The organism is Tsukamurella pseudospumae, assembly GCF_001575205.1.
Lineage (GTDB): Bacteria > Actinomycetota > Actinomycetes > Mycobacteriales > Mycobacteriaceae > Tsukamurella > Tsukamurella pseudospumae.
On the sequence record NZ_LSRE01000044.1, the window covers coordinates 46,431 to 64,428 of the forward strand.

Below are 17,998 nucleotides of genomic sequence, written 5' to 3' on the forward strand. Positions count from 1 at the left end.
CCCACGCGAATGCGGCGATTGTGGGCGGACGAGCTGACGTGTAAGCCGGATCCTGTCCCCCGCCGCATCGCTGCGCCGGGGTGGCGACCATCCATCTGGACACACCGTTGCCGGGTGCCTCGAGCGGTCCACCCGCACGCTCGGGCGAGCAGCCCTCGTGCACGTGCGCAGCGCCACCGTGAGGTGGCGCCTTCGACCTTGCTCCGGGTGGGGTTTACCGAGCCGCGACGGTCACCCGCCGCGCTGGTGCGCTCTTACCGCACCGTTTCACCCTTACCCGGGCCGGAGCCCGGGCGGTCTGTTCTCTGTGGCACTGTCCCGCGGGTCACCCCGGGTTGCCGTTAGCAACCACCCTGCCCTGTGGAGTCCGGACTTTCCTCGACCCGGGCGTACTGGTCTCCCAGCCGTTCCCGATGCCGCGGCCGCCCGGTCAGCTCGTCCGCGCCGACCAGGATACCCCGCCGCGCGGCCCCTCAGAGCGCGGCGGTGCGGTTCACCTGCCGCACCGACGCCCCGCCGTCCGGGTAGAGGTCGGCGATCGAGATCGACGCGAGGTCGAGGTGCAGCCGGTACAGCAGCTGCGGCCCGACGTCGAGCGCGATCCGGAGAATCGTCTTGATCGGGGTCACGTGCGAGACCAGCAGCACGGTGCGGCCGGGATGCTCGACGGTGACCCGCTGCAGCAGAGCCGTGACGCGCCCGTGGACCTCGTCGAAGCTCTCGCCGCCGGGCGGCGCGACGGAGGTGTCGCCCAGCCAGCGGCCGTGCAGCTCAGGATCGCGCTCGCGGGCCTCGCCGAACGAGAGCCCCTCCCACGCACCGAAGTCCGTCTCGATCAGCCCGTCCTCGACCTCGACGGTGAGCCCCCGGGTCGCATTCACCGCGTCCGCCGTCTGTCGGGCGCGGTCCAGTGGCGACGACAGGATCGCGTCGATGTGCGTGTCCCGCAACAGGTCCGCGGCTGCGTGCGCCTGCTCGCGACCGAGCTCCGTGAGCGACGGATTGCCGCGGCCCGAGTACAGCCGGCCGACGGACGCCGGGGTCTGGCCGTGCCGCAGGAGGATCAGGCGGGTGGGCTCGTGCGCGGAGACGGTCCAGCCGCCGCGCTGCTGTGCACCGGTCACTCCTCCGGCTTGCCCTGCGGCAGGCCGGATTCGAAGGTGCGCACCAGGATGGCGCCGCACTCGTCGCAGTGCACGACCTCGTCCGCCGGTTTGCGCGCCACGGCGTCGAGGAAGCCCCGGTCCAGCTCGAGACGGCAGGCGCCGCACCGTCGGGCCTGCAGGAGCCCGGCGCCGGCACCCGAGGCCGCCCGGCACCGCTCGTACTCGGCGGCGAGGTCCTCGGGGAGTGTCGCGACGAGCTCGGCGCGGGACGCGGCGGTGCGGGCCTGCGCGACCGCGATGTCCTTCATCGCCTCCTCGCGGCGGCGGGCGACGGCGGCGATCTCGTCGTTCGTGGCGTTCACCGTGGCCTCGGCGCGCTGCTGGTCGAGCTCGACCGCCTCACGCTTCTCCATGAGCTCGAGCTCCTCGTCCTCGAGGACCGACTGACGACGCTCGAGGCCGCGCAGCTCGTGCTCGATCTCCGTGAGTTGCTTCGCCGGGACGGCGCCGGAGGCCAGGAGCTCGCGGTCCTTGCGCTCGCGCAGGCGGGTCTGCTCGACCTCCTTCTCGACCTTGGCGATGTCCCGGTCCAGGTCCTCGACGAGGATCGACACGCGCACGGACTCGTCGCGCTCGGTGGTCGCGCGCTTGTCGAGTTCGGCGATCTCGGCGTCCTCCGGCAGGTGCGTGGTGCGGTGGGCGAGCCGGGAGATCTCCGCGTCGACCCCGGCGAGGTCCAGCAGGGATTTTTGAGCGGCCGGATCAGCGTTCATCTGCGCCACTCTACGCATCCGCCTCGGGCGCGGCCCGCACCGTGAACGGATCCGTGGGCGGCTCGTGCACCGCGACGTCGAGGAAGGGCCAGAGCAGCTCGGCGACCGCTCCGCACCAGGGGAACTCGGTGCCCCAGTGCCCGGCGTCGATCAGCGCGGGTCCGCCGGCTCGCAGGTGCTCGTCGACGGGGTGATGCCGCAGGTCGCCCGTCACGTAGGCGTCCACCCCGAGCCGCGCGACGACGCCCAGCAGCGAGTCGCCCGCGCCGCCGCACACCGCGACGGTGCGGATCAGCGCGTCGGGATCACCTGCGGCCCGGGCGGGCGCGCCGAGCACGCTCGCCACGTGCTCGGTGAACGCGGCCAGCGAGATCGGCTCGGGCACGCTGCCCACGCGGCCCAGGCCCCACTCCCGATCACCGCCCACGAGCTCGATCACGTCGTGCGCCGGCTCCTCGTAGGGGTGCGCGGCGCGCAGCGCGGCCAGGACCTCGGAGCGGCGACTGCGCGCGGCCACGAGTTCGGCCCGCGTCTCGGTGACCCGCGTCAGCTCGCCCGTCGTCCCGATGGCCGGATCGGCCGACGCGCCGGGCCGGAACTGGCCGGCACCGTCGACCCGCCAAGCGCACTCGGAGTACTCCCCGACCTCGCCCGCCCCGGCCTCGAACATCGCGGCCAGGACCTCGTCCGCCTGCGCGGGCGGGACCATGACGCCCCACCGGTCCAGCGGCAGGGGCGTGTCCAGGTATTCGACGGGGCCGGTGACGGTGAGGCCGAGTGCGGCGGCCAGTGCGTCGTTGACGCCGCCCCGCGCGCGGTCGGCGTTGGTGTGCGCCGTGAACAGGGCGCAGCCGCCGCGGATCAGCCGGTGGATCAGCGCCCCCTTCGGGGTGCTCGCGGCCACGGTGTCCACCCCGCGCAGCAACAGCGGGTGATGCGCGATGATCAGCTGCGCTCCGCGAGCGAGCGCCGCGTCCACCACGTCCGCCGTGACGTCCACGCAGACGACGACGCGCTCGACCTCGGCGGCCGGGTCTCCGCACACCAGCCCGACGCTGTCCCACCCCTCCGCGAGTCGCGGCGGATACGCCCGATCGAGCGTCTCGATGACCTCAGCCAGATTCATGGCTGCCAGCGTAGGCGGGCCGACGCCGACCACACCGGAATCGCGACTCGCCGCGGTCGGGCAAGATGGTGGGGTGAGTACTCCGCTGCATGTCACGTTCGTGTGCACCGGCAACATCTGCCGGTCACCGATCGCCAGGATCGTCTACGAGCAGGCGGTGGCCGACGCCGGGCTCGCCGCCGCGGTGCGGGTCACGAGCGCCGGCACGGAGGGATGGCACGAGGGCAGCCCGGCGGACGCCCGTGCCCAGGACGTGCTCGCCGAGGCGGGCTACCCCACCGCGCACCGCGCCGCGGAGATCACCGACGACCATCTCGGCGCCGACCTGGTGGTCGCGCTCCACCGCTCGCACGTCGCTCCGCTGCGCGGTCTCGGCGTTCCCGACGAACGGCTCCGGCTCCTGCGCAGCTTCGACCCGGACGCCTCGCACGAGAGCGTGCCGGACCCGTTCTACGGCGATCACGACGACTTCCGCACCACGCTGGCGCAGGTCGAGGCCTCGATGCCGGGCATGATCGAGTGGACGCGAGAGCGCCTTGCCTAATTGGGTCAAGGTGGTCTTCCAGCCGCGGTGGATCGCGCTCGCCGTCGCCGCGCTGGCCTTCACCGCCCTGTGCTGGTCGGTGCTCGCGCCCTGGCAGCTCGGTAAGAACAGCTCCACCAGCCATCGCAACCAGGCCATCACCGACTCCGTGAACGCGGCCCCCGTGCCCGCCGCGCAGCTGCTCGGCGGCCGCACAGCGGTCCCGAAGGACGCGGAATGGCGCAAGGTGATGCTCACGGGCCAGTACCGCGCGGACCAGCAGTCCCTCGCCCGGCTCCGCAATCAGGACGGCAAGCCCGCGTACGAGGTGCTGGTCCCGTTCGCCGCGAACGACGGCGCGACCTATCTCGTGGACCGCGGCTTCGTCGCGACGCCCACCGGCGGCGTGGTGCCCGGGTTCGCGCCGCCACCGTCGGGCGTCGTGACGATCCAGGCCCGCATCCGCGCCCCGGAGCAGACCGATCCGGCGCGGGGCCCGCGCACCGAGGGCGGCTACCTGCAGGTGTTCGCGATCGATCCGGCGGCCATCGGGCCTGCTCAGGGCATCACCCTCGCCCCCGGATACCTCAACCTCAGCGACGACCAGCCCGGCGGTCTCGACCCCGTGCCGCTGCCCATGCTCGACGCCGGGCCGTACCTGTCGTACGGCCTGCAGTGGCTGGCCTTCGGGATCATGGCGCCGCTCGCGATCGGCTACTTCGTGTGGGCCGAGGTCAAGCGCCGCCGGGAGGACAAGGCGGTCTTCGACGCGGGGACGGCGGACCCCTCCGCCCCGGTCGACGGTGCCGAGGTCGTCGAGGACGCGCCCGAGATCACGCCCGAGGCCGCGCGCGCCGCCAGGCTCGCCGACCGGTACGGACGCAGAGGACAGTAGCGACCAGCGCGCCGAACTCGACGTTCCGCGACAGGGCCGCTGCCCGCCGCAGGTCGCCCGGCTCCGGCGCCCGGCCGTCGCCGAGTGTCGGCCGCAGCTCCACGCCGTGCGCGTACTGCGTGCAGCCGCCGAGCTGCAGCCCCAGCGCCCCGGCCGCCGTCGCCTCCGCCACGCCCGCGTTGGGGCTCGGGTGCTTGCGTGCGTCGTTCCGCCACGCGCGCAGGGCGTCCGACGGTGCCCCGCCCACCGTCGGGGCCAGGGCGACGGTGACGGCACCCGCCAGCCGGGCGGGCACGTAGTTGAGAGCGTCGTCGAGCCTGGCGGACGCCCAGCCGAACTCGGCGTACCGGTCGTTGCGGTAGCCGACCATGGCGTCGAGCGTGTTCGCCGCGCGGTACGCGAGCAGGCCCGGGAGGCCTGCGACGGCGCCCCAGAACAGCGGAGCCACCGCGGCGTCGGAGGTGTTCTCGGCGACGGATTCGGTGGCGGCCCGGGCGAGTCCGGCGGTGTCGAGGACCGACGGGTCGCGGCCGCAGAGGCTCGGCAGCAGGGCTCGCGCGGCGGGGAGGTCGTCGCGCTCGAGGTCGGCACCGAGCGTGGCGCCGACCCTCCGCAGTCCCGCTCCCCCGACGACGGCCCACGTGCCGATCGCGGTGGCGCCGGGGACCTTCCGCGCCGCGTACCCCAGCGCCGCGGCGCCGCCCACGAGGATCGCGGTGTGGGCGGCGCCCCGGAACTTCGACGGGGCGTACATCCTGGCCTCGAGAGCCAGTGCCGCGGTGCCGAACCCGGCCACCGGGTGATAGCGGTGCGGGTCGCCGAGGAGCTCGTCGGCGAGGACGCCGAGGGCCAGTTCGGTGGAGCGGTTCACGGCTCGATCCTGCCAGCCGCGATTCAGCCGGCGGGCTGCGCCTCCAGGAGGGACCTCAGCGGGGTCTCGAGGTCCGCCAGCAGCGCCCGGTCCGGAGCGAGCCCCTGCGCGATCGCGCGCTTGCTGAACATGAACTCCTGCGCCCGGTTGACGCAGTCCGCCGCGATGAGGCGGCCCTGCGCGAAGTAGAAGCACGCGAAGCCGCGCCCGTCGGCCGGGTCACCGCGCAGCACGATCTCGTCGTACCCCGCGTTCAGGCCCGCGATCTGCAGTTTCAGGTCGTACTGATCGGACCAGAACCACGGCAGCGCGGCGATCTCCTTCTGCCCGCCGCAGATCGCGGCGGCGACGCTCTTGGCCTGCTCCATCGCGTTCGGCACCGACTCCAGCCGCAGCCGACGGCCGTAGCGCGTGTCGTGGTAGCTCGCGCAGTCCCCGGCGGCGAAGACGTGCGGGTCGCTCGTGCGCCCGTACGCGTCGATGACGACGCCGTTGTCGACCGGCAGCCCCGCCGCCGCCGCGAGTTCGACATTGGGGACCACGCCGACGCCGACGATGACCAGCTCGGCGCGGACGAGCTCACCGTCGGACAGGCGGACGCCCGTGACCCGGCCGTCGTCACCCTCGAGGCCCGCGACGCCGACGCCCACGCGGATGTCGACGCCCTCCTCGCGGTGCACCCGGTCGTAGAACTCGGAGACCTCGGGCGCGGTGACGCGCTGCAGCACACGGTCGGCGACCTCGATCACCGTGACCCCGATCCCGAGCTTGCGCAGCGAAGCGGCCGTCTCCAGCCCGATGTAACCGGCGCCGATGATGACGGCGTGGCGCGCCGTCGCCGTGTCCTCGCGGATGCGCCCGATGTCGGCGGCGTCGCGCAGGTAATGGACCCCCTCGAGGTCGGCTCCGGGCAGCTCCAGGCGTCGCGGCCGGGCTCCGAGGCACAGCACGAGCTCGTCGTAGCCGAGGCTCTCCCCGTCCTCGAGGTCGACGGTGCGGGCCTCGCGGTCGATGCCGACGACCCGTCCCTGCCGGAAGTCGACCCCCTCCTTGGTGTAGAAGTCGGGCTTGCGGATGAGCAGGTCGTCCAGCGTCGTCGTGCCTGCCAGGTAGGTCTTCGACAGCGGCGGGCGCTGGTACGGCAGGGAGGGCTCGTCGCCGATCAGCAGGATCCGCCCCTCCCATCCGTCCTGGCGCAGGCCCGCGCACAGCTGCGCGCCGGCGTGGCCGGCGCCGACGATGACGACGCGCTCGGGCTTCGGGAACCGTTCGTCGTTCATCGGGACGCCTCCTCCGAGTCGTCCGAGCGACGTGGCGTGAGGGTGACCATCATCTTCTCGTAGCCCTTCACGAAGTTGGACTGCACGTACGCGGGCTCGCCGATCACCGTGATGTCCTCGAAACGCGGGAGCAGTTCCTCCCACAGGATGCGCAACTGCATCTCCGCGAGGCGGTTGCCCATGCAGCGGTGCACGCCGAAGCCGAAGGCGATGTGGTTGCGGGCGTTCTTGCGGTCGATCACGAAGTCGTCGGGATTCTCGAACTGGCGCTCGTCGCGGTTGCCCGAGGCGTACCACATGACCACCTGATCGCCCTTGCGGATGAACTGCCCGCCGAAGTGCACATCCCTCGTCGCGACGCGGCGCATGTACGCGAGCGGCGTCTGCCAGCGGATGATCTCCGAAACCATGTTGGTGATGAGCGACGGGTCCGCCTTGAGCTTGGCGAACTGGTCCGGGAAGCGGTTGAGCGCGAGCACACCGCCCGACATCGAGTTGCGGGTGGTGTCGTTGCCGCCCACGATGAGCAGCGTCAGGTTGCCCAGGAACTCCAGCGGCCGGTTGATCAGGTCCTTGGTGTCCTCGGAGGTCTGCATCAGCGTGATCAGGTCGAACCCGGGCTCCTCGCCGGCCTCCCGACGCGCGGCCTTGTCGTACCAGAGGTCCATGAAGGCGCGGGCCATCTCGCCCGTGGCCTCGTAGAAGCCGTCGAGGTCAGTGGTGCCGCCGGTGCCCTGCCCGGTGCCGCTGATCGTGTCGGACCAGTAGGTCAGCTTGCGCCGCTGGTCGTAGGGGAAGTCCAGCAGCGTCGCGAGCATGCGGCCCGTGATCTCCATCGACACACGATCGACCCAGTCGAAGGGCTCGCCGATCGGCAGGCCGTCGAGGACCTCCTGGACCCGCTCGCGGATGAGCGACTCCATCTCCTTGAGATTCTTCGGAGCCACCACGCCCTGCACGGCCTTGCGCTGCACGTCGTGCTTCGGCGGGTCCATGGCGATGAACATGGCGATGTCGAGCGGGGGCTGACCGAGCACGATGTACGGCTCCGCCGAGAAGGTGTCCGGATCGGTGTCGACGGCGCGGATGTCGTCGTAGCGCGTGATCGACCAGAACGGCCCGAACGGACTCTCCGACCGGTAATGCACCGGGGCCTCGTCGCGCAGGCGGGCGAAGTACGGATACCACTTGCCCTGCCGGTTCATGAACGGGTTGCTGACGTCGATGTCGGTGAGGGGCACGTCCGCCGGATCCGGGATCGGCTGTTCGACGAAGGTGACCGGCTTGCTGATGCCGGTGAAGCGCTTCGCACGCTCCACGAGGTGCGCCGCCTGCACCTGCCGGTCGACGGGCACCGTCGACTGCACCTTGTCCAGTACGCGGGCCTTGGCCCGCTCGAGAACGCTGTCCGTGGTGTTCATGATTCCGTTCGACCGCCTGTCTGATGGGAGAGTCTTTGGGCTGCTAGAATTTTCGGGCTGTTGAGCGCGGCTACATCTGGTACTCGGGCAGGTGCACCAGGATCCCGTCGAGCTTGGCCTGGGCCCGCACCTGGCAGGCGAGGCGCGAGTTCGGCACGCACTCCGGCGACATCTCGACCATCTGGCTCTCCTCGTCGGAGCGCGTGCCGGTGACGCCGATCCAGTCCGCATCGACGATGACGTGGCAGGTGCCGCAGGCGGATTCGCCGCCGCAGTCCCCATCGATGCCGGGGACGCCGTTGCTCGTCGCGATCTCCATCAGCGACTCGCCCTCGACGAGGTCGACGTCGTGGACGGTGCCGTCGTGTTCGACGAAGGTGACTGTCGACATGGTTCATCCCTCTTCCGTGTGCTGCTGGTCCCTGCGGTTCTCGCGGGCTCCGTGCTCCCCTTGCGGGTGAGGGGCCGCTGCGGGGCTGCTTCGGCCTGCTTACAACGCTATGAGCAGGTGACAGGGCTCACAATGGTGTCCCGCGCCATTCCGGGGAGCCGCGACTGGTGCGGGGAGCCACCCCGCCGAGAGCGGGCGCGGAGGTCAGTCGTCGGCGACGGGATCGGCCGCGGCGAGGCGGAGGGCGGCCTCGATCTCGCGCCGGCGGCTGAGTACCGCGTGGCCGAGGAGGTCCTCGACCTTCTCCATCCGGTTCACCACCGTGTTCTTGTTGACGCCGAGTCGTCGGGCCGTCCGGATCGGGCTGAGGTTCTCGTCCAGGTAGACCTGCACCGTGCTGCGCAGCCGCGCCGCCTGCTCGTCGTCGACGGCAAGGGGGCCGAGCTCCGCGCGCACGAATCGCTGCGCAGCAACGGGATCCGCGGTGAGCAACTCCAGCAACGCGACATCGTGATGGAACACCACCCGCTCGCTCCGGTTCCCCGCGAACCGCGCGACGCGGCGCGCCGCAGTGGCCTCGTCGTGCGTGCGGATCAGCCCGTCGATGCCGGGCGACGCATCGCCGACGGTGACGTGAACCGGGTCGGGAACCACGAGTTCCGCACGGACGCGATCGAGGTCGTGCGCGATGACCCGTGCCCACCCCCACACGACCCAGTTCCCCACGGGCACGAGCATGACCTCTCCCCCGCGACCGACGACCGATCCGACTCGAGCGGCGACGGATTCCAGGGTCACGGCGTGCCGGCCGTCGGGTTCGGACGGTTCCATCCAGACGATGAACCCCACATGGGTGCCACTGACGTCGTAGCGCAGCGCGGCCGACGCCCGGTCAGCCGGCATCGAGCCGCCGTCGAGAAGCTCGCGGACGGTCTCGGCGCGCAGCACGGCCGCGCCGCGGTTCCGCCGAGCACGTTCCTCGATGTAGGTATGGGTGAGCTGCACCGACACGGCGTCGACGTAGGCGAAGAAGAAGCGCGACGCGCGGAGCAACGCCTCGGCTCGCACGTCGTCGTCGGCCTCGAGCCTGCTGATCGTGGTCTGCCATGCGGCCTCGACGAGCTCATGACCGAGGCGGTAGGCGCGCAGCATCGCGTGCAGCTCGATGCCGCGGTGGACCAGCTCGGCCGGCCATGCGGCGGCGACGGGCGGGGGGTCGAGCTCCGCGGTCCGCGAGCTGCGCCGCAGCCCGCGCCACACGTCGTGCAGGGTCCGCGTGGCGACGGTGCCGGTCATGCGGCGCAGGTCCTCGTCGCCGTCCTCCGCGAACTCCTCGACGCGGGTGTAGATCGCCTCGAGGATCTCGTCGCTCAGTCGGTCGGGGTCGATGGCGTCCGCCAGGCCGCCGAGGAGCGCCTCGATGGCCCGATCGCGGTCGGTCCCCGCGGAGCCGAGGTCGATCTCTGCCATGCGTTCCCGTCCCGATCCGAGGCGCCCACGACGCCGGCCTGCCCGATGCGCCGCTCATGGTAGCCACCCGCGCCGCCCCGGCGGGCCGCCTCGCCCATCAGCCGTGCGGTACGCGGCGGCGCCACCACGACTGCGACCGCCAGGAGTACGGGTCCTCCACGGTCACGAGCAGGAATCGGCGATCCAGCTCCTCGACCGCGACTCGCAGTCGCCGAGCTCTGCGACCGCCGTTGCGCATCATGCTCTCAAGGCGATCCCGTGCGTCCGTGAGCACGTTGCCGTCGCAGCACTCACATCCCGTGCGATAGCCGTAGTCACCGTCGCGGACACGTTGTTCGGTCCGCTCGACGTGCTCGCGCCATTCGTTCAGCAACGTGATGGCGGGAACCGCGGGCCGCGGTTTCCGCGGCCGATGCGGATTCACCGCTGCGGGGCGGACGCCCCGTTCTTCGAAGAGAGTGTCATTCGCGGCGCCGTGACGTGGCGCGGCCGGTGCGGGGCGGCCGAGTCGCCGCAGGGAATACCGTAGCGCAGCACATCGGGAACCGAACCGCCTCCTGATGCGTCCAATGTATAGGGGGACCGCCGACCGCCACCGAGGTCTCCCGACGAAGGAAGCGTCGATGGTGGAACCCCGTTCATCCTGCTGGGACGAGCCCCAGCAGCGCCCGTTCGCAGCAGTTCCCGCGGATTCGGTACTCACTCACCTCGGCAAGATATCGGCCGGCGTCGCCGTGTTCAACGAGGTCCCGCTGTGGCGCGAGCATGCGGTGGAACGTTGGGTGGAGGTCGATGTCTCCATGATCGAGGGAGCACAGACCATCGAGGAAACGGTTCGGCAGGTGCGGCGGAGACCGCAGTCGGCACGATCGCGGAAGAAGGACTGCGTTCGCTACTTCCGCGCCGGCGACCTGATGGATGCCGGATACTTCCCGATGCGCACGCCCTCGATCGGCATCCCTCGACACGTGAGTGTCTACGGCGACATGACGGACATGATGGCCCGAGCGGACAAGGATTTCGGTGCGACTCTGATCGATCAGGCCGTACACCGCTGGTGGTGGGACCTGCCCGGTCGTGCCACACTGGAATCGATTGAACTTGCAAGGAGGCTCCCCTGATGCCTGACACCTCATGGATGCACGAATCGCCGGTCCAGGCTCCGACGGTCATTCAGCATTGGGACGGCCTGACGTCGATCACACTCTCCAAACTGCCCGACTCCTCGGCTCGACTGCTGTGGGTGTTCGAGGAGGACCATCCTGATCAGCTGGGGATCTTCGTCCATCTGACCACCGATGAGGCACAGGTGGTGTTCGACACTGCCCCGGAGGTCGGACTACTCGAGAAGGTCCGCGGCACCCTGGCCGACAACACCGCACTGATCTGGCACATCGACCAGCAAGTGATGAGCGCGAAGGTCATCGAGCTGCCGCGTTCCGGATCCGAATCGGACCTGTGGGAGTTCATCGACGGGCAGATCGATGCGGGCTTCGATCGATCATTGAGCATGCGCGATCCCGACTTGCGCATCGCTTCCGATGACATCGCTCTCATCGCGCTGCAAGCCAGAGAAGCCACCTTGATCGGCGCAGCGTCCTAACACGATTCATTCGCAGGATTCCGGCCGAAGGCAAGAGGCGGCAGGTCATCGAGGGCGATGGCCGGTAGCCCAGGCCGACTCACTGCCAGACGAAGCCGTCGGGGTCGGTGAGGGCCCCGAGGACACCGTCGATGCGCAGGCGGTGGGAGCCGCTGCCCTCCGCGGGCACGCCCGCGTCCTTCGCCGCTGCCCTCCGCCCGTACAGCGCGAGTTTCACCGCACCGGGCGCTGCGTCGAACTCGACGTACTTGCGGCCGAAGCTCTTCGCGACCGTGAGGCCGTGCTCGACGTAGAACGCCTTGGTGGCGGCCACGTCGTCCACGCCCAACAGGAGGACCACGTCGTCGATGACGCGCAGCGGGGCGCCGGTGGTCTTCTTCGAGGAGGAGGCCACCTTCCAGATCGTGCCGTCGGGGGCTCGGAACACGCCGCCGTAGCCCCAGAAGGACTTCCGCGCGGGCTTGATCTCCGTCGCGCCCGCCGCAAGGGCGGGCTCGACGAAGGAGTCCACGACGGCCGGCTCGGCCACGACGAGCGAGACCACGCAGCCGCGGAAGCCGGTGGACTCGCCGGCGGCGGGCGCGACGCGCAGTCGCTCGTCGGGGCCGAACGCGGTGTCGTAGAAGGCCCGGGCGGCAGCCGGATCGGCGACCTCCAGGGTGAGGGAACGGACCGGGGTGGAAACTGATGTCGTCATGCCCACAACGCTATGAGCTGGCCGTTCCGGGTGCTTCTCGATTCCTGACCGATCCGCTCCCCGCCGGTCAGCTGCGGTACCGGAACAGGATCCGGCCGCGCGTGAGGTCGTAGGGGCTGATCTCCACGAGTACCCGGTCGAGCGGCACGATCTTGATGTAGTTCTTCCGGATCTTCCCGCTGATGTGGGCGAGCACGACGTGCCCGTTGTCCAGCTCGACCCGGAAGGTCGCGTTCCGCAGCCCTTCGACGACGGTGCCTGAGGCCTCGATGCCGCGCGCTGTCTTCGTCATGCCCGCACCAGCTCGACCGTGGTCTCGACGGCGGACCCGCCCGCGGCCTCGAGGGCGTCGATCGTCGCCCGGTCGGCGGCGTCGACGTCGGCGGCGAGGAAGGGCGTCGGCCGTCCCGCGTGCGGCCGGACCGCGCGCACCACGGGCAGGTCCGCGATCGGCGGAGGAGGCCCGTCGGGGTCGAACGGGATGCGGTACAACACTTCCCGACGGCGCTCGGCGAATCCGTGGCGGCGCCAGGCGGCCAACAGGTCGTCGTCGCCGGCGGCGACCAGGGTGCACAGAGGCAGGGGCAGCTCGGCGAGGATCGCCGCCGCGATCAGGTCGAAGGCCGGTGCGCTCCAGGCGTCGACGCTGATGAAGCCGGGCCTGCGCGAGGTCCCGCCGCGGCCGATGACCAGGCCTTCGGCATCGACGGCGAGCCAGTCACCGTCGTCGGCGCGCTGCAGAGTGAGAGAGGAATCGTTCATGGTGGTGCCTTTCAGGAAAGCCTGTGCGGCGCTCCTGGTGATGACACCTAGTTCAGCCGTGGGATCGGAGGGAGCACCGACATCGTTGAAACGTTCACGGGTCTCACCTCCTCAGGGCCTGTCACGGTCCGGCCCAGCGTAGCCAGTGGTCGCACGCCGCCGCATCTTCTTTTTCCGGCGCCCGCACTACGGTGGTCCGAGGAGGTGCGCGATGGACGAGACGACCTATGACGTGATCGTGATCGGAGGCGGGCCGGTCGGCGAGAACGTGGCCGACCGCGCCGTCCGGGGCGGGCTCACCGCCGCCCTGATCGAGAGCGACCTGTACGGCGGCGAGTGCTCCTACTGGGCCTGCATGCCGTCGAAGGCGCTGCTGCGACCGGGCCAGGCCCTGCGCGAGGCGCAACACGTGCGCGGCGCCCTCGCCGGCCCCGCCGCGCTGGATCCGTCCGAGGTCTTCGCGCGGCGCGACGCCGTGGCCCACGACTGGGACGACACCGGCCAGGCCCGCTGGGCGCCTGCGTCCGGGATCGTCACCGTCCGCGGGCACGGCCGGCTCGCGGGGCCGCGCCGGGTCACCGTCGCCGGGCCCGACGGTGCCGAGACCACCCTGACCGCGCGACACGCCGTCGTCGTCGCGACCGGGACGGACGCGTCCGTGCCCGACATCGAGGGCCTGCGCGCAGCGCGGCCGTGGACCAGCCGCGAGGCCACCAGCGCGAGGTCGGCGCCCGGGCGGCTCGCGGTGATCGGCGGCGGCGTGGTCGCGACCGAGATGGCCACGGCGTACGCCTCGCTCGGTTCGGCGGTGACCCTCATCGCGCGCAGTGGCGTGCTGACGAACCTCGAGCCCTTCGCGGGCGAGGCCGTCACGGACGGGCTGCGCGCGGTGGGCGTCGAGATCGTGACCGGCGAGTCACCGACGCGGGTCACGCGCACGGACGGCGAGGTCACCATCAAGACCTCCGGCGGGCGGACCGTCGTGGCCGACGAGGTGCTGGCAGCCACCGGGCGGACTCCGCGCACCGCAGACCTGGGGTTCGAGACGGTCGGGCTGGAGCCCGGGTCGTGGCTCGCAGTGGACGACACGATGCTGGTGGACGGCTTCGACTGGCTGTACGCGGCCGGCGACGTCAATCACCGTGCCCTACTCACGCATCAGGGCAAGTACCAGGCGCGGGCCGCGGGCGACGTGATCGTGGCGCGGGCGAAAGGCGAGGCCGTCGATGACGGGCCCTGGGGCGTGCACGTGGCGACCGCCGACCACTCCGCGGTGCCGCAGGTGATCTTCACCGACCCCGAGGTCGCGGCGGTCGGCGTCACCGAGGCGCAGGCGCGGAAGGCCGGCACGGACATCGCGGTGGTCGACTACGACCTGGGCTGGGTGGCCGGCGCGAGCCTGTACGCGGACGGCTACGCCGGGCGCGCGCAGATGGTCGTCGACGAGAGCCGGGGCGTGGTGATCGGCGTGACGCTCGTGGGCCCGGCCGTCGCGGAGCTGCTGCACGCCGCGACCATCGCGGTGGTCGGAGAAGTACCGATCGCCCGGCTGTGGCACGCCGTACCCGCCTACCCCACGATCAGCGAGGTGTGGCTGCGCCTGCTCGAGGCGTATCGAGACAGGTGATCGCGGCGAGGCGCATGTCAGCAGGCTGTCATGAGTATGGAGATCGTCTCGTAGTCGCTGCGCGGGATCGCGAACAGTCCTCGACGGAACGGTAGGCCCCAGTGCGCGGGGTCGGTGATGAACGACAGCCGATCGATGAGCTGCTTCGCCTCGATTCGCCGGCACGGATGGAACTGGACTGCGAGGCGCCACGGGTGGAAATCGTCAGTGACGTGGGCCTGGTAGGGCTCATTCCCGGTGATCGTGGCGAGCGCCGTGAACCGTCGGACGGGTTCGCCTCCCCGCAGCTCCGTGCGGGGGGAGTAGAAGATCATCTCGTCACCGCGGCGCGGCTGGCGCAGCCGCTTGTTGGCACCGTGGTCGGCTTGTGCGAAACCGCCTTCGATCGCCGCGTCGACGTGGTCGAGGCTCACGGTGTTTATCCAGAACCGCTGCTCGTCGGCGGTGACTGGATCGGCTAGCTGCAAGCCGGTGACATTGCCGCGCATCCGGGCGGCGGGACGCCGGTTCATTGAGCTCTGAGTCCTTCGACGATTCCGGTGCTCGGCCGTCCGATGAGCCGCGGCAAGTCGTCGCCGGAACGGGCGTACAACCCGGAGGCGATCGCCTCGTCGAGGCCCACGAGAAAGCTCGCCGTATGCCCGTCCACTCCAGCCCGGGTGAGCGTCGTGCGTAACTCGTCGGCGGTCACCGCCCGGTACTCGACATCCCGGTCGAGGACCACTGCCATCGCCTGGGCGATGTCCGCGTAGGTGTCCCCGGACAGGCTGTAGGTGATGTTGTCATGGCCCGTCGTGGTGACGACGGCGGCCAGGGCCTCTCCGAGGTCCTTGCGGCTCGCCGACGCACCACCGCATCACCCACCGCCGCTGCAAAGACTCCCGAATGCCGCGGACCGTCCAGCGAATGGAGGTAGTTCTCGATGTACCAGGTATTCCGCACAATGGTTTACGTCACCGTGGAAGCCGCCAAGGCTTGTTCGGTGGCCCGGTGATCGACGTTGATCGGGAATCGTTCGTCATCGGCGCGGATCCCGCTCGTGTAGTAGATGTGATCGACACCCGCCGCGCGTGCAGCCTCGATCACGCCGCGATGTTGGTCGAGGCGATCAGGGTCCCCACCGGAGATCAGCACGACCTCGGAGTGTCCGCTGACGACCTCGGCCGCGCGGGCCGGAGACGATAGATCGACGGTGGCGGTCGCGAATCCTCGCGCCGCCAACTCGTCCAGGCGATCGCGGTTCCTCCCCGCGGCCGTCACCGTCCCCGGGCGTAGCCCGCGGGCAACAAGACCGTCGAGTGTGTGGCCGCCCAGCGCTCCGGTCGCGCCGAATATGAGAACCCGCCGCTCAGACCCGGTCATCTCAGGCCCGATCATGAACGGTGATGTGGTAGCCGTCCAGGTCCGCGAAGGTGAACGTCCGCCCGAACGGACCGTCGATCGGAGCGGACACGATCGTATGTCCGTCAGCCTCGAGGGCGTCATGGATCTCTTGCACGCCGGTGGCGTGCAACCAGATCGCCACGCCCACCCCGGGCTGCGAAACGGCGTCGAGATCGGTGCCGGGAACGAGGTCGCGCAGCGCGAAGGCGATCGGTGAGGTCTCGAAGACAACCGCGTGCGGGGGACCCGCGGGCGAGCGGACGAGGCCGAGGTACTTCTCGTAGAAGGCCTGCGCGGCGTCGAGATCACGCGTCTGCAGGGAGAGGAAGTCGGGGCCGGTCACTGGCATGGTGCTACTCCTTGATTGAATGTCAATTTCCTGACATATCCAATGTATGTCAGACTATTGACATGAGTCAAGTCGACGGCATCAACCTGGAGGACTCGATGGGGTATGCGCTGAAGGAGGCCTCCAGCGCCCTACGGACCGCGATGGAGCAGGTCCTACGCCCCCTTGGAATGAACGTGACTCACTACTCGTGCCTGGAATTGCTCGCCCAGCGGCCCGGTCTGTCGAACTCCGAGCTCGCTCGTGGAACGTTCGTCACCCGGCAGGCGATGAACGTTCTCCTCCAGGCCATGGAACGAGACGGCGACGTCACCCGGCCCGCCGCCGCCCCCACCGGCAGGGCCCTCCCGGCCCGACTCACCACTCGTGGGCGCCGCAAACTCGTCCAGGCCTCCGCGGCCGTCCGAAGCGTTGAGAACCGGATGCTCGCCGGCATCACCGCGGCCGAACGGGCGGCCACTCTGCGGGCCCTGCGACGGATGACGCAGTCCCTTCAAGCCCCTGCGACGGATCCGGCTCAGCCGCCCTCGCGCGGGTAGTGGATTCGACGACGGCCACCCGACCTCGTCGGACGGCTCCGACGACGTGAACCGCCCCGGCGAGTCCGGAGACTCTGATGTGTCCCGGACCGAGGCGCGCGTTCAGATCGTCGCGACTTCTGTGTGACACATGTCGCGACTCATCACAATGGTGCGCGCGGAGGGACTCGAACCCCCGACAACTGGTGTGTAAGACCAGGACTCTAACCAACTGAGCTACACGCGCTTGCCGGTTGAGGCTAGCGCAGCGAGGGCGTGTTCCCAAAGCGACTGATCACGCGGGACCCCGGGCTCGTTCATCTCGGAGAAGCGGATCACACCGTCGCGGTCGATGACGAAGGTGCCGCGATTGGGGTAGCCGTTGCGTTCGTTGAGCACGCCGTACTCCCGCGACACCGCGCCGTGCGGCCAGAAGTCGGACACGATCGGGAACAGATAGCCCTGCGAGCCCGACCACACCTTGTGCGTCGGCGGCGGGCCGACGGACACGGCGATGACGGCGGCATCGTCGTTCTCGAAGGACGGGAGCGAATCGCGGATGCCCCCGAGCTCGCTCTCGCAGGTGCCCGTGAACGCGAGCGGGAAGAACACCAGCAGCACGTTCTTCTTCCCGCGATAGGACTCGAGCGAGACCGGCCGGTTGTTCTGATCGCGCAGCGTGAAGTCGGGCGCGACCGCCCCGACCTGCAGTGGTGCGGACGGCGCACCGTCTGGGCAGGGCGTGGTCACCTCTTGGCCACGCGCCCCGACTTCGGCTGCACCAGGCGCGAGCCGATCCACGACCCGAGGTTCGTCGACGAGGTCTGGGTGAGGCCGGCGGTGGGCGCGGCCTCGGCGATCTCGCTGGGCTGCACGTGACCGGGCTGGCCCGTCTTGGGGCTGAGCACCCACACGTAGCCGTCGTCGGACAGCGGCGTGATGACGTCCATGAGCGTGTCGACCAGGTCGCCGTCGTCGTCGCGCCACCAGAGGATCACGACGTCGACGACCTCGTCGACGTCCTCGTCGAGCATCTCCGCGCCGGTGAGCTCCTCGATGGCGAGGCGCAGGTCGTCGTCGGTGTCCTCATCCCAACCGATCTCCTGCACGATGTTTCCGGGCTGCAGGCCCATCTTCTGGGCGAATGACCCATTCGTGGACACCGGTGGGAGCCTCCTCGCGTTCGCACGGACGGCCCGACGC

23 protein-coding genes, 1 tRNA gene, 1 other RNA gene and 1 pseudogene are annotated in these 17,998 nt (G+C 70.4%); 6 read left to right on the forward strand and 20 right to left on the reverse strand.

Annotation, left to right across the window (positions count from 1 at the left end):
* Positions 1-25 precede the first annotated feature (25 nt).
* The 4 genes and pseudogenes from rnpB to AXK61_RS17850 form a co-directional block, all read right to left on the reverse strand.
* An RNA gene (gene rnpB, locus AXK61_RS17835) (RNase P RNA component class A) lies at positions 26-438 on the reverse strand.
* 35 nt (positions 439-473) lie between these two features.
* Positions 474-1,172 (reverse strand): annotated as a pseudogene (locus AXK61_RS17840) (histidine phosphatase family protein); the annotation flags it as partial.
* Positions 1,121-1,879: a zinc ribbon domain-containing protein gene (locus AXK61_RS17845; RefSeq protein ID WP_068746675.1), complete on the reverse strand. Its 759-nt coding sequence runs from the start codon at positions 1,877-1,879 to the stop codon at positions 1,121-1,123. The pseudogene AXK61_RS17840 and the gene AXK61_RS17845, both read right to left, overlap by 52 nt.
* A gap of 10 nt (positions 1,880-1,889) precedes the next feature.
* Entirely contained in the window at positions 1,890-3,005 is a 1,116-nt protein-coding gene (locus AXK61_RS17850) for a Nif3-like dinuclear metal center hexameric protein (protein ID WP_068746538.1), read from the reverse strand.
* Between the two features lie 73 nt (positions 3,006-3,078).
* Between AXK61_RS17850 and AXK61_RS17855 the strand changes: the two genes are divergently transcribed.
* Entirely contained in the window at positions 3,079-3,549 is a 471-nt protein-coding gene (locus AXK61_RS17855) for a low molecular weight protein-tyrosine-phosphatase (protein WP_068569271.1), read from the forward strand.
* Positions 3,542-4,423, forward strand: a complete 882-nt coding sequence (locus tag AXK61_RS17860) for an SURF1 family cytochrome oxidase biogenesis protein (protein WP_068569272.1) — start codon at positions 3,542-3,544, stop codon at positions 4,421-4,423. The genes AXK61_RS17855 and AXK61_RS17860 overlap by 8 nt, the downstream gene beginning before the upstream one ends.
* On the opposite strand, the gene AXK61_RS17865 is transcribed toward AXK61_RS17860, so the two are convergent.
* From AXK61_RS17865 to AXK61_RS25125, 6 genes are all read right to left on the reverse strand, one after another.
* Positions 4,362-5,294, reverse strand: a complete 933-nt coding sequence (locus AXK61_RS17865; RefSeq protein ID WP_068569273.1) for a cobalamin biosynthesis protein — start codon at positions 5,292-5,294, stop codon at positions 4,362-4,364. The genes AXK61_RS17860 and AXK61_RS17865 overlap by 62 nt on opposite strands.
* A 23-nt stretch (positions 5,295-5,317) precedes the next feature.
* On the reverse strand, positions 5,318-6,574 hold the full coding sequence (locus AXK61_RS17870) for an NAD(P)/FAD-dependent oxidoreductase (protein ID WP_068569274.1): 1,257 nt from the start codon (positions 6,572-6,574) through the stop codon (positions 5,318-5,320).
* Positions 6,571-7,995, reverse strand: coding sequence for a cytochrome P450 (locus AXK61_RS17875; RefSeq protein ID WP_068569275.1), 1,425 nt, complete (start codon positions 7,993-7,995; stop codon positions 6,571-6,573). Before AXK61_RS17875 ends, AXK61_RS17870 begins: the two co-directional genes overlap by 4 nt.
* Before the next feature lie 70 nt (positions 7,996-8,065).
* On the reverse strand, positions 8,066-8,386 hold the full coding sequence (locus AXK61_RS17880) for a 2Fe-2S iron-sulfur cluster-binding protein (protein WP_068569276.1): 321 nt from the start codon (positions 8,384-8,386) through the stop codon (positions 8,066-8,068).
* A gap of 204 nt (positions 8,387-8,590) precedes the next feature.
* Positions 8,591-9,856 (reverse strand): PucR family transcriptional regulator, encoded by a 1,266-nt coding sequence (locus AXK61_RS17885; protein WP_068569277.1) that lies wholly within the window; start codon positions 9,854-9,856, stop codon positions 8,591-8,593.
* A 97-nt stretch (positions 9,857-9,953) separates the two neighbouring features.
* Positions 9,954-10,097: a hypothetical protein gene (locus AXK61_RS25125; RefSeq protein WP_156485737.1), complete on the reverse strand. Its 144-nt coding sequence runs from the start codon at positions 10,095-10,097 to the stop codon at positions 9,954-9,956.
* Between the two features lie 382 nt (positions 10,098-10,479).
* Between AXK61_RS25125 and AXK61_RS17895 the strand changes: the two genes are divergently transcribed.
* Both AXK61_RS17895 and AXK61_RS17900 read left to right on the forward strand, forming a co-directional pair.
* Positions 10,480-10,977, forward strand: a complete 498-nt coding sequence (locus tag AXK61_RS17895; protein WP_068569279.1) for a hypothetical protein — start codon at positions 10,480-10,482, stop codon at positions 10,975-10,977.
* Positions 10,977-11,459, forward strand: a complete 483-nt coding sequence (locus tag AXK61_RS17900) for a hypothetical protein (protein ID WP_068569280.1) — start codon at positions 10,977-10,979, stop codon at positions 11,457-11,459. Before AXK61_RS17895 ends, AXK61_RS17900 begins: the two co-directional genes overlap by 1 nt.
* 79 nt (positions 11,460-11,538) lie before the next feature.
* On the opposite strand, the gene AXK61_RS17905 is transcribed toward AXK61_RS17900, so the two are convergent.
* The 3 genes from AXK61_RS17905 to AXK61_RS17915 all read right to left on the reverse strand — a co-directional run bounded on the left by AXK61_RS17905 (position 11,539) and on the right by AXK61_RS17915 (position 12,918).
* Complete coding sequence (locus AXK61_RS17905) at positions 11,539-12,156, reverse strand: VOC family protein (RefSeq protein WP_068569905.1); 618 nt, start codon at positions 12,154-12,156, stop codon at positions 11,539-11,541.
* A 67-nt stretch (positions 12,157-12,223) separates the two neighbouring features.
* Entirely contained in the window at positions 12,224-12,448 is a 225-nt protein-coding gene (gene infA, locus AXK61_RS17910; RefSeq protein ID WP_068569281.1) for a translation initiation factor IF-1, read from the reverse strand.
* Positions 12,445-12,918, reverse strand: coding sequence for a hypothetical protein (locus AXK61_RS17915; RefSeq protein ID WP_068569282.1), 474 nt, complete (start codon positions 12,916-12,918; stop codon positions 12,445-12,447). Before AXK61_RS17915 ends, infA begins: the two co-directional genes overlap by 4 nt.
* A gap of 211 nt (positions 12,919-13,129) precedes the next feature.
* Here AXK61_RS17915 and AXK61_RS17920 point away from each other — a divergent pair, with 211 nt between their 5' ends.
* Positions 13,130-14,545 (forward strand): dihydrolipoyl dehydrogenase family protein, encoded by a 1,416-nt coding sequence (locus tag AXK61_RS17920; RefSeq protein WP_068746539.1) that lies wholly within the window; start codon positions 13,130-13,132, stop codon positions 14,543-14,545.
* 17 nt (positions 14,546-14,562) lie between these two features.
* Here AXK61_RS17920 and AXK61_RS17925 read toward each other — a convergent pair whose 3' ends face one another.
* The 4 genes from AXK61_RS17925 to AXK61_RS17935 all read right to left on the reverse strand — a co-directional run bounded on the left by AXK61_RS17925 (position 14,563) and on the right by AXK61_RS17935 (position 16,277).
* Positions 14,563-15,057, reverse strand: coding sequence for an EVE domain-containing protein (locus AXK61_RS17925; protein ID WP_231855596.1), 495 nt, complete (start codon positions 15,055-15,057; stop codon positions 14,563-14,565).
* Positions 15,054-15,275, reverse strand: a complete 222-nt coding sequence (locus AXK61_RS24515; protein WP_082789421.1) for a hypothetical protein — start codon at positions 15,273-15,275, stop codon at positions 15,054-15,056. Before AXK61_RS24515 ends, AXK61_RS17925 begins: the two co-directional genes overlap by 4 nt.
* Before the next feature lie 218 nt (positions 15,276-15,493).
* Complete coding sequence (locus tag AXK61_RS24520; protein ID WP_082789422.1) at positions 15,494-15,922, reverse strand: SDR family oxidoreductase; 429 nt, start codon at positions 15,920-15,922, stop codon at positions 15,494-15,496.
* Positions 15,909-16,277, reverse strand: coding sequence for a VOC family protein (locus AXK61_RS17935; protein ID WP_068746540.1), 369 nt, complete (start codon positions 16,275-16,277; stop codon positions 15,909-15,911). The genes AXK61_RS24520 and AXK61_RS17935 overlap by 14 nt, the downstream gene beginning before the upstream one ends.
* 62 nt (positions 16,278-16,339) lie before the next feature.
* Here AXK61_RS17935 and AXK61_RS17940 point away from each other — a divergent pair, with 62 nt between their 5' ends.
* The gene (locus AXK61_RS17940; protein WP_068746541.1) at positions 16,340-16,816 is read left to right on the forward strand and encodes a MarR family winged helix-turn-helix transcriptional regulator; all 477 of its coding nucleotides are present in this window, start codon (positions 16,340-16,342) and stop codon (positions 16,814-16,816) included.
* 149 nt (positions 16,817-16,965) lie between these two features.
* On the opposite strand, the gene AXK61_RS17945 is transcribed toward AXK61_RS17940, so the two are convergent.
* From AXK61_RS17945 to AXK61_RS17955, 3 genes are all read right to left on the reverse strand, one after another.
* Positions 16,966-17,042, reverse strand: a tRNA-Val gene (locus AXK61_RS17945).
* Positions 17,033-17,545, reverse strand: a complete 513-nt coding sequence (locus tag AXK61_RS17950) for a peroxiredoxin (RefSeq protein WP_068746542.1) — start codon at positions 17,543-17,545, stop codon at positions 17,033-17,035. The genes AXK61_RS17945 and AXK61_RS17950 overlap by 10 nt, the downstream gene beginning before the upstream one ends.
* Positions 17,542-17,928 (reverse strand): DUF3052 domain-containing protein, encoded by a 387-nt coding sequence (locus AXK61_RS17955; RefSeq protein WP_068569285.1) that lies wholly within the window; start codon positions 17,926-17,928, stop codon positions 17,542-17,544. Before AXK61_RS17955 ends, AXK61_RS17950 begins: the two co-directional genes overlap by 4 nt.
* Positions 17,929-17,998: the final 70 nt, after the last annotated feature.